The sequence below is a fragment of the Shewanella marina JCM 15074 genome, from assembly GCF_000614975.1.
Classification (GTDB): Bacteria; Pseudomonadota; Gammaproteobacteria; order Enterobacterales; family Shewanellaceae; genus Shewanella; species Shewanella marina.
This window is the reverse complement of sequence record NZ_BALM01000003.1, coordinates 52,071-67,472: the sequence shown is the minus strand read 5'-3', so window position 1 is coordinate 67,472 and position 15,402 is coordinate 52,071. Positions and strand designations below refer to the sequence as shown.

The window sequence follows — 15,402 nt, the reverse complement described above, 5'->3', positions numbered from 1 at the left end:
ATCAAACAATTATATTACAGAAATATTAAAGTAGTCTGAGTACGATCACTCGTGCTACCACTAAGAACTAAAAAGGAGGCAAAAGCCTCCTTAAATGTCTAGAACAACACTCATTAAAATTTATGTTCGATTCCTAACCCGAAATATTTATCTTGTAACTCTGCCAACACCACCACATCTTGTCCCATACCGTCTTGGCTTGCATACGCCATTTTGTCGTAATCACGCATTGTATAGAATGCGAATAGCTTGGTTGGCTTAGCTAATTTATAATCTGCACCTAATGACCACGAATCACCAAATTCATCCATTGTCTGGTACTGTGTCTTTAACGTTATATCATCAATGCCATACGCTGCACTTAGCATGAAACCAGAAACAGAGCTGCTATTACTGTTACTCTTTTGCTGTTGTTGATACATACCACCTAACTTAAAACCAGCCACTTTACCTTGTACTGTCGCACGCACAATATCATAGCCTTTAACTTTTGAATCATAGGCTACAGAAGCAAATACAGGCGATTTTTTAAGTTTACTATCACCATACATGGCTGCAACACTAAAACCATTTTCATCATTTTGTGAAGATGCACCATCAGCAGCATAAGTCACCCCAAGTTGCACTTGACTAAATACTGGCGTTACATAAGTTGCCGTCTGTTCGATACGATTCTCGCCTTTAAATAAGTTTTTAATATCACCAGCTAAATCACCAAACAAGTCCACTTTACCTTGTGACTTTTTTAACATTGTGTCATTACGACCAACGGATACGGCACCAAAATCACCACGTAACCCGACAAATTGATTACGCGCTTCAAAGTTATCTTTCGCGGCATCACCAGTATCAACTTCATATTCAATCATATAGAAAGCTTCTAACTGTGATGATATTTGATAAGCACCTTTTACCCCTAAGCGTGACGAGTTGCTCTGAATAGTGGTATCACTGTCACTCATTATTTGGGCGTTATTAACCGTCTCTGCATCATTATATTGTGCAGTAACATTTAATTTACCGTAAAAATTAACAGCATCTGCAGCGTACACAGGTGTTACTAGCGCGGTTACTAATGCAGTTGCTAAAACAGACTTTTTAAACAGGCTCATCATTTCATCCTTTTTATTGAACTTGACTATAAATTGTCAATCTGAGCTTAGTCTGCAACAACAATGTTTCAATTTTATTTCATTTTTTAGATGTTTTTACTACGTACTAAATCCTAACCAGCATTAGCATGATTTACGGCAAATATACCTGCAATAATGCCAAAGGCTGTTTACGCTCATGCGCCAATCCCGTACACTTCACCTTTATTTTTTGATTGGGCACAGCTTACATGTGGTTTAAAAATCTTACTGTCTATCGTTTTAATAAGCCTTTTTCAACTGACACAGAATCTTTAGAAAAAGCATTATCAGACTTCACATTTTCACCTTGCTCAAGTCAAGATATCAGCAAATTTGGTTTTTCTAATGCATTAGGAAAACATGGCGAGACTTTGGTTCATACCGCGAATAACCGCCATCTTATTTGTGCAACTAAAGAAGAGAAAATTCTCCCTGCCCAAGTTGTAAAAGAAGCACTAGAAGATAAGGTTGCGCAAATTGAGCAAGCCGAAAATCGTAAGCTTGCTAAAAAAGAGAAAGATTCATTAAAAGATGAAATCACGACCACCCTATTACCACGTGCTTTCTCACGCCGTAGTCAAATTAAAGCTTTGATTTTACCTGAGTTGGAAATGATTTTAGTAGACAGTTCAAGCGCTACAAAATCAGAAGAGTTATTAGCATTATTGCGTAAAGCAATTGGCAGTTTACCGGTTATTCCACTGAGTTTTGCAACGCCGATTGAAAAACAACTGACTCAATGGCTATTAGAAGGCACAACTCCTGCGCCATTTATCATGCAAGATGAAGCCGAATTAAAGTCAATCAATGACGAAGGTGGCATTGTTCGATTTAAGCAACAAGACTTAAGCGAAGAAGAAGTATTGGCGCATATTGCGAATGACAAACTCGTACATAAACTTGCGCTTCATTTTGGTCAATCAGTTGCATTATTACTGCAATCAGATGCGACCTTAAAACGACTAAAGTTCTCAGAAGAGTTTAGAGCGGGTAATGATGATCTTGGTAATGAAGATCCATTAGCACGTATTGATGCAGATTTTGCGCTAATGGCAGGTGAGCTAGTGGCATTAATGCAAGCGACTGTTGAAGCACTTGGTGGCCTAGAAGCAACTGAAAAATAGTCAATTATACGATTAGTTCTATCATAAAAAATGGCGTCTTCATCGACGCCATTTTTATATCCATTAATAAGCTACTTTTCCGATTTCCACTTACCCTGTTTATCGAATGGCCAATCAATTCCCAACCAAGCTTTTAAAAAGGCTTTTTGAGATCTTGAAGGATTTTTTACCGCAATAATTTTTAATTTATCTTTGGGTTTATCTGTTAACGTTAATTTAAATTGCTTCATTTGCTGATTGTCAAATGCCGTTATCTCAATAGTATCACCCGCCTTAAAATCATTAATTCGTTTACTAAATCCAGCGGCTGTAACTTTTAAACCATTAATGGCAATAATTTCATCATCAGCATGAATACCGGCTACCCAAGCAGGACTATCGCGTTTAACGTGGGCAATTTGTAAACTATTACTATTTAATTGTATGCCAGTATCTGGCTCCACTTTATCACCGTAACTTAACTGTAAGCCAGCCATGTTAAGTAATGAGACAAAGTCGAGTGCTATCGGTTGATTGATATGCTGCTGCCACCAATCAACATAGGACTCATCCGTCAATTGTTGTAATATTTGCTGCACATCTCTTACGGTATAGCCTTTGGGTAGTGCATATTGCTGATACAATTGTCTATGAACATCCCGATAAGAATGTGCTAAATCGGTTTTATTAAGCAGATCAAAATCTAGTGCCAAAGACATTAGATAACCTTCAGAATAAATATTAACACTATGATTAATCGCATAGTCACCGCCTTGCGCAATCCAAGCGGTAGCACTAGCCTCAGCAACAGATTGCTGTAAACGTCCAGGGTTATTCTCGTTACGTTCAATACGTTTCGCTAAATCAGCAAAAAACTCTTTAGGCTGCATAATGTCTGCACGTAATAACAGCTGATTCTGAAAATAGCTAGTAGAGCCCTCTGCAAGCCACAGTAGCTGAGTTAAACTTTCATTTTGATAATCATAGGGTACCAAGCCTTGTGGACGGTAAGCTTTAACATTCCATGTATGAATAAACTCATGTGATGCGGTACTAATAAAACGTAAGTAATCAGTGCGCTCTCTAAAGTTGAAACGAGGTAACTGTATAATAGTAGAGTTTAAATGTTCAGTCGCACCACGTTCCCCACTTGTAGCATGCACCATATAAACATAACGCTCAAAAGGATAATTATCCCAAATAACATCGGCAGTGTGGCTTAACTTGGTTAAGTCAGTAACAATTTGCTCTAAATTATAATTACCCTCTCCCCATACCACTAACTCATACTCACGCCCATCTGCGCTAAACTGACGATGGTGACTGACACCTGTTTCAATAGGTGAATCAATTAAAATGTCATAATTATCGGCTATAAACGAATGAGGTGTATCACCTTGTTCCATACCTGAATAACTTTGCCAACCCTGTGGTACATTTAATTGAACCGCAATCGGTTGATCTCTATAGTCAGGGCTATACATCAACATACCACTGGCATCAATATAAGCATGGCTATCATCAATATGGCGTAGTCTCTGCCCAAGTTCATCTGCATATACTTGGTAACTAATATTAACAGTCGATGCTTGTGGCACATCAATGGTCCATTCACCACTCGCAGTACGTTGCCACCCTAATGGTTTTCCATTGCTATCAACAGCATTAAAAGTACGAATACCATCAGCAACAGGTAAGACTTTATATTTACCCGTACGCCAAATCGGAAGATTGACCACCAACTGTTCTGATTCAACAGCAGGGAATTGCACTTGCACATTAGCAAGTTGATGCTCTGGGTTAGATAAATCTATGGTGTAAGCAACGTCTGACATCGCATAAAAACTGCAGCAACTTCCTGCTACTGCCATAAAAATTTGTTTTAACTTCACTCGCAATCCCTTATTGTAAACTCATTGTTAAATTGATAGCTTGAGTATAACAATAGCAATAATATAACTCACTCAATTACATAAAAAATATGTTTTTGGGATACGCGGAGGCGAATGTGAAGCTGCTTATTTCAGTTCCTCTTTTAATATTAATGATGTTAGTCATCATTAATCCCGTGTATGCTGGCAACTTAACTAAAGAACAGTTAATTCAACGTGAAATTAATATTTACGAATTACCAATAGATGATCGATTAGCCATTCCCTCACCGATTAACGGCAGTGATAACATAACAAGCTACGATAAACTTCAGTTGGTTGCCAAAAAGCAAGGAAAAACAGAGCAAGAGCTGATTAACCAACTCGAATATTTTGCACTAACCATGGTTGAATATCGCGCCTCAATACTCAAATACCAACAACAATTAAAATCAATACAATTATTACTTGCCACGGTCCCCAACAACACTCGATTGCATGCCAATATGCTATATATCAAAGCACGCTTAAAGGCATATCTTGAAAAAGATTTTGATGGCGAACGTCAATATTTATTCGAGGCATTATCATTACTCGATAATGACAATTCGGTTGCAGCAAAAATTATTAAGCTCAGATTGTTAGATAAATACCTTGGTGTTCATGATCATATTCCAGGAAACAACACTGACATTTTATTATTTAACATTGAACGTGCAAGTATATTGGCAGATGAAATAAACAATGGTTACCTAACATCAAATATAAAACGAAAAATAGGTCATGTATTAAATAATAGAAATAGACCTAACCAGGCAATTAATTACTTATCAGAAGCGAATAATTTTGAACACATTGATAAATTTAGCCATCTTAAAATGTTATTAGAAAAAGATATTTCCGCTTCATATCTTCATCTACATTTATATAAAAAATCACTTCAACATGCTTTTAATGCCAAAGAAATTATTTTAAAAAATGAAAAAAATCATTCAGTTTACAAATATATTATATATAGCCATATTGCTGATATTTATGAGTCATCTAAAAATTACAATCAAGCCATGGATTATTATCTAATTGCATTAAATGAAGCTGAATTACTCAATAGAGTGATGTGGCAAGGGCTATCTTCGCTTGGTACTGCACAAATGTATTTTAAAATGAATGATTTAACGCATGCTTTGAAATATACAAATCAATCCATGATATTATTCAAGCAGTTAAAGCAAGAACGACATTTGATGCATAGTTACCATTTACAAGCTGAAATATTTCAAGTGCTAAATAATGATATCAAAGTAATTAATGCATCACAAAAAGCGCTTACTATTGCGGAACACTATAATCTACATGAGCAACAGCTGGAGCTACTTCTAATCAGTATAAAGTCAAAATCTAACACTGACTTAAATATTAGCAATGACTTAATGAAATTTGAAAGTGTACTAAAACTTTATATTGATGAAAACAGAAATAACAATGATAATCTATACAAGAGTGAAAATATATTAACCATTGAGATATCTAACTTAAAAAAAGAACTTAATTTTAAAAAACAAGATTACCAAACAAAAAAACAAATAAATGACATATATTTATATTGTGCAATCATATTTATTTTAACACTTCTCTTTATTTTAATTAGGTATGCTATTAAATCGAATAAAAATAAACAACAAGATATAACAAACCAGTCAAAACAACATCCAGACATACCATTAAATAGATGTTTAGAACATATTAATGATAGCCCTCTACCAAAAAAATTAACGCTATTGGCAATTCCAGAATTAGTTAACTTCGATATTAACCTAGGTTATATACAACATAATGATACTCATCGAAAAATTTTAGAAAAACTAAATGAATTATCAAGTGATATATATAATATTAGACCAGGTGTATTTGTTTTATCATCAACTATTAATCAAGCATCTATTAATGATGAAATAGACGATATAATAAATATGCTCAACCTAAAGTGTAGCCATAGTGCGACATTAACACTGCCCATTAAAAATGATCATAGGTTGAAATTTCCTATCAAAAACTATATCGATATACAGTACTATGTCATGTCTAATTTTCTAGCAGATAAGATCAGCCAACATGCAGAGATCATAACATTTAGCTATACGCCATTAACTATTTTCAATAGTCCATCTAAGCAATTGATACAAGAGGCAATATCAAAAGGAAGTATCAAGATCATGGTCAATGGCCGAAAATAGAGTTGCCACCATTTATTGCAACAATTACACAACAAATACATTGATTTAAAGCGATAAGATTGATAGCTTGAACTCAAATGATAAAAGCACTTTAAAGTGTGTTAACTTGGCCGTACTTATGATGACTACAAAATTTTCAATCATTAGATATACCATCAATTTGATAGCATCTGTCTTTTTATTATTACTGCCAATAACTGTTGTTGCACAGTTCACTGAAGAAAATGTCACTGAGTTTGAAATAAAAAATTATGAAAATAGTCAAAAACAACTGGAAACACAATACAATAGACTCAAAGGTGCGCTAGATTTCAACACTGAAGAACAATTCAAAAATAATGCTAACCGACTAAGACTAAGCCAGGAAGAACTATTTTTAGAACTTGTTTTCTTAAATATATTAATATTCGACAATAAAACAACATCATCTATTTCCTATTGGAAAAAAAATACGAAAGATAATATTGATGTCTTAACACCACTAGCCACTACTGATTTTGAAATTGGGGCAATTAAACTTTTAAATGGTTACTACCAATTTATGGCTAATAGAGATAAAGAGAGAGCACTTGCACAATTTAATCAATCTCTTAATTTATTAAGCAAATACAAAACAAATAGTGCAAAATTATTACAACTTAGAATATATTCTAAGTTAATCCCTATTTACCATTTAATGGGTGACTATCAGCAAGTTGAAGACATATCATATGATTTTCTAAGACTTGCTGAAGAGATTGGTCACCCTTATTTTATGGGGCAAACACAGACATTAGTGGGTGATGAATTAGCACTCATCGGCCAACCACAACTAGGCTTAACTTATTTAATTCAAGCCTTAGAAAATACTGCCATTTCTAATTCTAAGCTTGCTAATGCTAGACTCCAATTTGCATTAGCACGAGCTTACAATACACTAAACAGAAGTGATTTAGCTGTAAAACATGCGAATAATACTATAAAAATATATCAAAAAATGGATTATATCACTGGCCTATCAAGAGTATATACTTTTACAGCAAATCTATATCTTGCAAAAGAAAACTATCCTAGAGCATTAGATTACTTTTTAAATGCATTAGAGCTAAATAAAAAAATGGAAAGCCTAATATATATAAGTGTCAATGCGCATAATGTGGCATACATTTATAATTTAATGAATGATGAACAGCAAGCATTAAACTATATTAACAAATCGAGTAAAATATTCTCAGATATGAACAATGTGACATTTTTAGCTAAAAGCCACCTATTAAAAGCAGAAGTTTTCTATAAACTAAAGCAATATGATGACGCTATTATTTACATAAATAAATCAATAAATTTTTCAAAAGAAAAAAACCAAACAGATGACTACCACAAAGGAATAATATTAAAATCGAAAATATTATCAAACCTAAAACAATATAAAGATGCGATTAATTTAACCCCAATAATAATTGACAATTTTAAAGATAAATTAGCAGAAGCAAGCAATGCAACTACACAACAAATACTAAATAAACATAATTCACAATTAGACACAACAAAAATAAAACTAGATCTAAAACTAAGTGAAATAAAAGCAGGGAAATACGCTAACTACAATCAAATACTCATTATATTTATCGCTATTCTATTATCTTCACTACTTATTTTTTTAATATCGAATAGAATACTACACAAAAAAATTAACAAATTAACATCATTAGATAAAAATGAATTTGTAACACCTTTTAGCTCAGCTTCAAATTTTTTAAATTTGCTCTCAAATACAAAACAAACCAATCCACAAACCATCGCACTACTTTATATTGGGGATTTGTCCGATTCTGATATATTGTTACAGCAACAGCTTTGTATTGATAAACACCAAGAACTATTTGACAGGCTTAGAGTTAGAGATATTAGCGCTTATTATATAAAGCCTGGTTGCATCCTATTACACAGTGCAAGCATCATAGAGCAAAACGCGCTTACTCACATAGTTAATGAGATCGTCATAGAGCAGTTTAGTACGACCGTACAACTTGCAATGCTCAATCTGCCACTTAGGAATGATCCTCACATAAAAATTAGCGGAATCAACTACCTCACGCTACTTCAATTTACTCTAGCTCAAATAAGAGATAAAAATGTCTCATTGTCTCTGCAATTATATACCTATAATTATACCCCTATTAAATTAGCCCTATCATCGACACCAGAGCTTCTCAAGCAAGCTTTGGAAAATGGTTATATAAAAATCAGCACCAGGCCGTTCAACGCACCAAAAAGCAACATTCAATAACAATAACGGCTACTTTTTCGATATTTATTCTAGCATCTAAGTCAACATGCGTATAACATGGAATTATCTGTATGGAGCATGAACACAGGACGTTCTCCTAAATGCACTTCAGTTACTTAAGTTATGGATGCGATGATGGATCAAAATGCACAGACTTTACCAATACAAAAACTAAAACAAGAACTCACATCAACACATGATGCGCTTATTGCAATACAACATGATCGTAATGAAAAATTACAGATCTTGTCACGGCTTATTTCTCACCTTTGCACGGCAACAAAAGGCTTTAATCCTGATTTAGATAATAAACTAAACAAGCTTAGACACCAGCTTCATCTATTTGAAAACATTGAAAAAGCTTTGCCAGAAATTAATGATGTTGAAAAACTTTTGGCATTTCAATCTAACTATCTACAACAAATATTACAACAAAATAGAGATGAGCTCATTGAGATAGCTAAGTATTTAGACCGCGTGAGTCCAATTGGTGAACAAGAGAAGTCATCACTTAACTTCTACATTAAATCATTAAACAATCCGATAAGTAATGTTTGGTTATTCTTACCGAAAATAAATGAACTAATCACTATCTACCAGCAAATGATTCAACAACATATTGTTGATAACACTCAGTTCACTGTTGAACCTAAGTACATACAGCTTTCAGGTGAGTTACTCAATAAACTCAATCAATTTGAGTTTAGGGAAACTCAGCAAGACAAAGTACAGCTTTTAAAACAACAACTCAGTAATGAAATCAGTGTCGAAATCCTGTTGGATTCATATCAAAATGTATTGAATTTATTACTTGAAAATCTTGCTCAAGAAAAAAGTGCCTCACAAGAATTTTTATACTCTATCAATGATGCACTTGCGGCAGTAAAAAACGTTGTCAGTGATTCATTTAATAAATCACTACAAAGCCATAAAAATAAAGGCATCATTAATCAAGATATTAATCAAAAGATGTCAAATGTTGGTGAAGCGCTTAATGACACCCAAGATTTACAGCAGTTGAAATCAACATTAATGGGAGAATTAAGTGGAATTAAATCAGCTTTAAACAAAAAAGAGCAACTTGAAAAAGACGATTACCATTGTTTGCAAGAGTCGATGCAAATGATGCGAAAAGAGCTAAGTGAGATGACTAATGAAGCTAATCGTTATAAAGAGCAATTAGCTGAACAGCAAAAAATCAATCTTATCGATAATTTAACTCAATTACCCAACCGAGCTGCATTAGAAGATCGGATGAAATATGAGTATCGTCAATTCAAGCGCAATAAACAGCCATTGTGGGTATGTGTTGCTGATATCGATCATTTTAAACGAGTCAACGACACATATGGCCATAGTACAGGTGATAAAACCTTAAAAGTTGTCGCAATGGCAATTAAAAACTCGCTTCGAGAAAGTGAATTTGCAGCACGTTTTGGTGGTGAAGAGTTTGTCTTGCTCATTCCAAATTTAGACCACAGCCAAGTTGCGCCTTTACTTAATCGTATTCGTGAAAAAATTCAAAAAATTCCTTTCAAAGTAAAACAAGAACAAATAACCGTCACCATTTCGATTGGTGCTGCTCAAATTTTTATGAATGAGCATATTAGTGAAGTCTTTGAGCGAGCAGATGCCGCTTTATATCAAGCAAAGGACTCGGGGAGAAATCGAGTCATACTTGATTATTAAAATAAGTTGTTCCTGAATTATCAGGATATAAGGAAGATTATGATAGTTAATATTAGCCCATTGGGCAGTATGGATCAGTTATCACAACTGGAAGTTGAACGCGTAAAAAAGCATGCAAAAAGTGAACTCTACCAACTCTACCGCAACTGCTCCCTTGCGGTACTCGCCTCAGGTGCAATTAGTGACAGCTCAGAAGCATTATTTGACCAATACAGTAATTTCGATATCAATGTATTGCAACGTGAACGCGGTATTAAGATAGAACTTATTAACCCACCAGAACAAGCTTTTGTAGACGGTAAAATAATTCGAGGTATTCAAGAGCATCTGTTTGCCGTATTACGCGATATTATCTATTTAAGTGATAAATACGAAAATCTAAAACATATCAACTTAACTAACTCAAGCCATATTACCAATGTGGTATTTGATATGTTACGTAATGCCAAAGCTATCCCTGACCGCGACCCGAATATTGTTGTTTGTTGGGGAGGACATAGTATTCGCGATCATGAGTATGAATACACTGTGCAAGTGGGTTATCAATTAGGCCTACGTCAACTTGATATATGTACGGGTTGCGGCCCTGGCGCGATGGAAGGCCCAATGAAAGGTGCTGCAATTGGTCATGCTAAGCAACGGGTTAAAGATGGGCGTTATATTGGCTTAACAGAGCCCAGTATTATTGCAGCCGAGCCACCAAATCAAATCGTTAATGAATTAGTCATTTTACCTGATATCGAAAAAAGGTTAGAGGCTTTTATCCGTTTAGGCCATGGTATTGTCATTTTCCCTGGTGGCGCAGGCACAGCCGAAGAATTGCTGTACCTTTTGGGGATATTACTAAACAGTGAAAACGACAATACTCCGTTTCCACTGGTACTTACTGGCCCCAAAGAAAGCACAGCCTATTTTACAGAAATAGATGCGTTTATTGGTGCCACACTCGGCGAAGTTGCCCAGCAAAAATATCAAATTATTATTGACGACCCAGAACGTGTCGCACAGATAATGAAAGCAGGTATGGAGCAAGTTAAAGACCATCGTCGTAGTACTGGTGATAGCTATCAATATCACTGGTCACTTAAAATTGAACCTGAATTTCAATTACCTTTCATCCCGACTCACGACATGATGGCAGGCCTTGATTTACACTTACAAAATAATAAAGCTGCACTAGCAGCTAACCTAAGACAAGCATTTTCTGGTATTGTAGCTGGCAATGTTAAGACAGAAACAGTCAGAGATGTTAAGCGCTTAGGACCATTTATACTCAGTGGTGAACCTAAATTAATGTCTATGATGGATCAATTATTGGCAGCATTTGTTGATCAAGGTCGAATGAAGTTACCCGGTTCAGCTTATGTGCCCTGTTATAAAATTAGTCGATGAATAAACTATTAATAATAGATGCACTGAATTTAGTGCGGCGTATTCATGCCGCACTTCCCGATGATAATGACACCGAAAACCTTGCCAGAAGAGTCACTTCTGCATGCCAAAAATTATGCAAATTCCATCAACCTACTCACGGGTTATTGGTCTGGGATGGTGAACAGGTTTCATGGCGTAAAAAACTCTACCCTGATTATAAAAAGGGCAGAAAACCGATGCCAGAAGCTCTGCAACAAAGCTTGCCGGCCATTAAGCAATCCTTAGTCGATAATTTGAGCCTACACTCATTGAATGCAGATTCAGAGGCCGACGATGTCATAGCCACATTAGCCACTAAAATGGCGAAGGCCGGCCAACAAGCCATTATCGTTTCAACGGACAAAGGCTTTACCCAATTAATGCTCGCCAATGTCCAACAGTGGGATCATTTTTCAGGGCAATACTTTGATATAACGGCGTTAGAAAACAAACTGCAAATTAAACAAAATCAATTACTCGATTTTTTTGCACTTGCGGGAGATAGTGGGAATAAAATTCCTGGTATTGCAGGTATTGGCACAAAAACAGCGGCAGAATTATTAAAAAGCTATCACAGTCTAGCCAATATTTATGCCGCAATTGATAAGTTAGGCGAAAAGCAAGCGCTAAAATTGGCTGAAGGTAAAGAGATGGCTCGCTTATGTTATAAGCTGGCGCAACTACAAACTCAAATACCACTTAATATCAATTTAAGCCAATATCGCCTTGCTCCAGTTTAAAGTCAAAAATCTCAAACAAGCCCCCTTAAAACAAAAAAGAGCCTAATGGCTCTTTTTTGATGAGATTAACAAGATCCTAAGCTGACTTAATCTGCAGCTTCATACTCTGTATACGCCTCGCCATCGGTTAACCAAGCCGGTGCAGATGCCCCTTTTAAATAATGATCAAAATACTGTTTCATTCGAATAGTATAATCAAGCTTATTCGGGTACTTCTTCAAATGATGCGGCTCGCCCTCGTATTGTAAAAACACCACATCTTTACCTGCACGGCGCATTGCTAAATACAGTTCAATCCCCTGCTCCCAAGGTACTGCATCATCTTTATCACCAAACATAATCATCATGGGTGTCTTAATACGCTCAACATAAAAGATAGGCGAGTTCTCAATATACTTTTGCGGTGCATCCATCAAACTTTCACCAATACGACTTTGACCCGTTTCATATTGGAACTGTCTTGCAAGACCACTACCATGACGAATACCACTATAAGCACTCACCATATTTGAAACTGGCGCGCCAGATACAGCAGCTTTAAATATATTGGTTTGCGTGACTGCAAAAGCAGTTTGATAACCTCCCCATGAGTGACCTTGTATCCCTACAGCATCAGGATCGGCAATACCTAAATCGATTAGGCGCTGTACACCAGAAGTCAATGCTTGTACTGAAGTGATCCCCGGGTAACCCACTTCAAAACGAATATCAGGCAAGAAAATCACATAATCATCAGCACTATACATAGGGAAGTTAGGTCGATGATTTAGCTTCATTTGTGGGAAGTCATGTAATCTATCACTCATAAATCGATAGAAATAAACCAATACCGGATAACGCTTTCCTGCTTGATAATTGGCGGGTTTAATCACGACACCATCTAACTTTTTACCATCACTATTGGTCCAACTAATCAACTCAGATTGGCCCCAACTATATTGACGTCGCTGTAAATCTAAATCGGTTTGCTGTTTAGCCTGCTTAACATCGAATAATGACGATGTGTAAAGATCAGGGAAGAGATCATAACGCTCTTTACTGAATACAATTTCATCTGAATCTTGAGCTCGACCAAGCAAAGTTAATTTATAATCACCAGCCATCAAGGTATTAACCCCTTGTTCACCGACTTTTATCTGATAAAAACCATCAGCCTTAGTGCGATCATTATAGCCATGAACGAATAGTGGCTGATTGTCTGCCACAACGGCGACTTTATTATCTTGTTCAACCAGACCTTCAACGCGATACTGTATACCCGCTTTACGTCCCGTCCCCGCCGTTAACATTTTGCCTTGACCATCGGTATCAAACTGCCAAATATCATATTTGTCATACACTAAAATACCGGCATCATTTTCCAGCCAAGGGCCAAAACCATAACTAGGCGCATTTGAGGGATAATCATGGTCTTCATCTGCAATACTAACCGGCAAACCTTGGGTTAAATTAAGCTTCTTTCCCGTAGTAATATGATAAAGATAAGCATGACCTTGTTGATAATAAGCGATATAAGACTCTGCCGCAGAAAGAGTTGGTTTTTCAGATACTGGCTGTTGAGTCAAAATACGTTGTCTTTTACCTGTTTGCATGTCAATCAAATAATAATCACGGTAAAAGCCCGCCCAAGTAATCATTTTTTGGTACGGAATATCGGTACTCGCTAACACATAGCGCTTATTATCATTTAACTTGATCTTAGGTAATCGTGGATCAGCCAACTGCACCACGTTACTGTCTGCTATATGTAATACCGCTAAATAAGTGCGCTGTTGTTCTTTAGAGAATTGCTTAACTTCATTAGGCTTAATACGAGCATCATCTTCATGCCAAATACGCAAATTGCGCAGTCCAGTCACCAACTCTACATCAAGCAAATCTTCAGCGGTCTGCAATTTTTTTTTAAACTGAGCTGCTGATTAACTTCAGGCACCCGTCCAAAAAACAAACGTTGACTATCATCGGAAAAAGTCACCTTACTATATCGATTTAACTTCCAGTTAGGATCACTGGCAACTTTTCTCGCCTGCTGAGCTTTAACATCAATTAAGCGTAACTGATAGACTCGGCCAGAAGGTGTCGCTTCCGCATCACCGTAAGTCAGTGCTAACCATTGACCATTATCGCTAATATCAACACTACCAATCTGCTTATCCTGCCGCGAAAATGCAACTTTGCTTTCACCGGTGTTGATGTTTATGACACTCACTTGATGCAATTTCTGTGGCTGATTATTTTGTACAATCGCAAGATGCTTACCCGATTTATCCATGGCATAGGCAGTAACATCGGCTAAGGAATGACTTTCACCAGACTCTAGGTTAATCAGCTGTAATTTTGAGCCTTGATCAAATTTATGAACAGATGGTTTTTTTTCCGTTTTTTTGTCTGTTTCATCTTTATCAGCGGCCTGATTTTTTGATGCCGAATCAACCTCAAACCAAATGGCTAAATAGCTAGAATCTTCATTAAAGGCATACGACTTCACTTGCTCAAAAACTTGCTCAGCACCTGTCACTGTATCTAATAGCACCATCTTATTTTTAAGTTTTTTGCGCTGTTTCTTGCTACTTGTTTCAACCGTAAGTAAATCAGGTTTTCGATCAAAAGCAACATAACGACCATCATGGCTAATTAGTGGCTTACTCCCCTGCTCAACAGTGAATACCTGGCCTGACTTTAGATTTTTTACCACCCCCAGACTGTTACCCCGATCTGGTGCAATTTCATATGCTAAGGTATTGCCTAAATTAGATAATTTAGTTTTTTTTATCGACTCAAAATGCATAACATCTTGCATGGTAATCGGTTTGGAGGCTTCACTACTATGTGCCATATTGACGACACTGCCAGATAACAACATTGCCGATGCGAGCGGTAATAACTTCAAAACAACCTCTAATATTTGTTATACCCAAACCACAATAAAGTATCGCGTGATGATGTTTGG

Annotated in this window: 8 protein-coding genes and 1 pseudogene; 6 read left to right on the top strand and 3 right to left on the bottom strand. The window is 36.1% G+C overall.

What is annotated here, in order from left to right:
* Positions 1 to 113 precede the first annotated feature (113 nt).
* On the bottom strand, positions 114 to 1,115 hold the full coding sequence (locus JCM15074_RS03475) for a porin (protein ID WP_025819935.1): 1,002 nt from the start codon (positions 1,113 to 1,115) through the stop codon (positions 114 to 116).
* A gap of 227 nt (positions 1,116 to 1,342) precedes the next feature.
* On the opposite strand from JCM15074_RS03475, the gene rdgC reads away from it, so the two are divergent.
* Entirely contained in the window at positions 1,343 to 2,257 is a 915-nt protein-coding gene (gene rdgC, locus JCM15074_RS03470; RefSeq protein WP_025819934.1) for a recombination-associated protein RdgC, read from the top strand.
* A 71-nt stretch (positions 2,258 to 2,328) separates the two neighbouring features.
* On the opposite strand, the gene JCM15074_RS03465 is transcribed toward rdgC, so the two are convergent.
* On the bottom strand, positions 2,329 to 4,128 hold the full coding sequence (locus JCM15074_RS03465) for a M61 family metallopeptidase (protein ID WP_025819933.1): 1,800 nt from the start codon (positions 4,126 to 4,128) through the stop codon (positions 2,329 to 2,331).
* 116 nt (positions 4,129 to 4,244) lie between these two features.
* On the opposite strand from JCM15074_RS03465, the gene JCM15074_RS03460 reads away from it, so the two are divergent.
* The 5 genes from JCM15074_RS03460 to xni all read left to right on the top strand — a co-directional run bounded on the left by JCM15074_RS03460 (position 4,245) and on the right by xni (position 12,452).
* Positions 4,245 to 6,341, top strand: a complete 2,097-nt coding sequence (locus JCM15074_RS03460; RefSeq protein WP_025819932.1) for a hypothetical protein — start codon at positions 4,245 to 4,247, stop codon at positions 6,339 to 6,341.
* Positions 6,342 to 6,459: 118 nt separating this feature from the next.
* The gene (locus JCM15074_RS03455; protein ID WP_025819931.1) at positions 6,460 to 8,610 is read left to right on the top strand and encodes a tetratricopeptide repeat protein; all 2,151 of its coding nucleotides are present in this window, start codon (positions 6,460 to 6,462) and stop codon (positions 8,608 to 8,610) included.
* 132 nt (positions 8,611 to 8,742) lie between these two features.
* Positions 8,743 to 10,299, top strand: a complete 1,557-nt coding sequence (locus tag JCM15074_RS03450) for a GGDEF domain-containing protein (RefSeq protein WP_025819930.1) — start codon at positions 8,743 to 8,745, stop codon at positions 10,297 to 10,299.
* Positions 10,300 to 10,338: 39 nt separating this feature from the next.
* Positions 10,339 to 11,691: a nucleotide 5'-monophosphate nucleosidase PpnN gene (gene ppnN, locus JCM15074_RS03445; RefSeq protein WP_025819929.1), complete on the top strand. Its 1,353-nt coding sequence runs from the start codon at positions 10,339 to 10,341 to the stop codon at positions 11,689 to 11,691.
* Positions 11,688 to 12,452 carry a flap endonuclease Xni gene (gene xni, locus JCM15074_RS03440; RefSeq protein ID WP_025819928.1) on the top strand — a complete coding sequence of 255 codons (765 nt, stop codon included), beginning with the start codon at positions 11,688 to 11,690 and terminating at the stop codon, positions 12,450 to 12,452. Before ppnN ends, xni begins: the two co-directional genes overlap by 4 nt.
* 86 nt (positions 12,453 to 12,538) lie before the next feature.
* Here the strand turns inward: xni and JCM15074_RS20705 are convergent.
* Positions 12,539 to 15,342, bottom strand: a pseudogene (locus JCM15074_RS20705) (prolyl oligopeptidase family serine peptidase).
* Between the last annotated feature and the right edge of the window lie 60 nt (positions 15,343 to 15,402).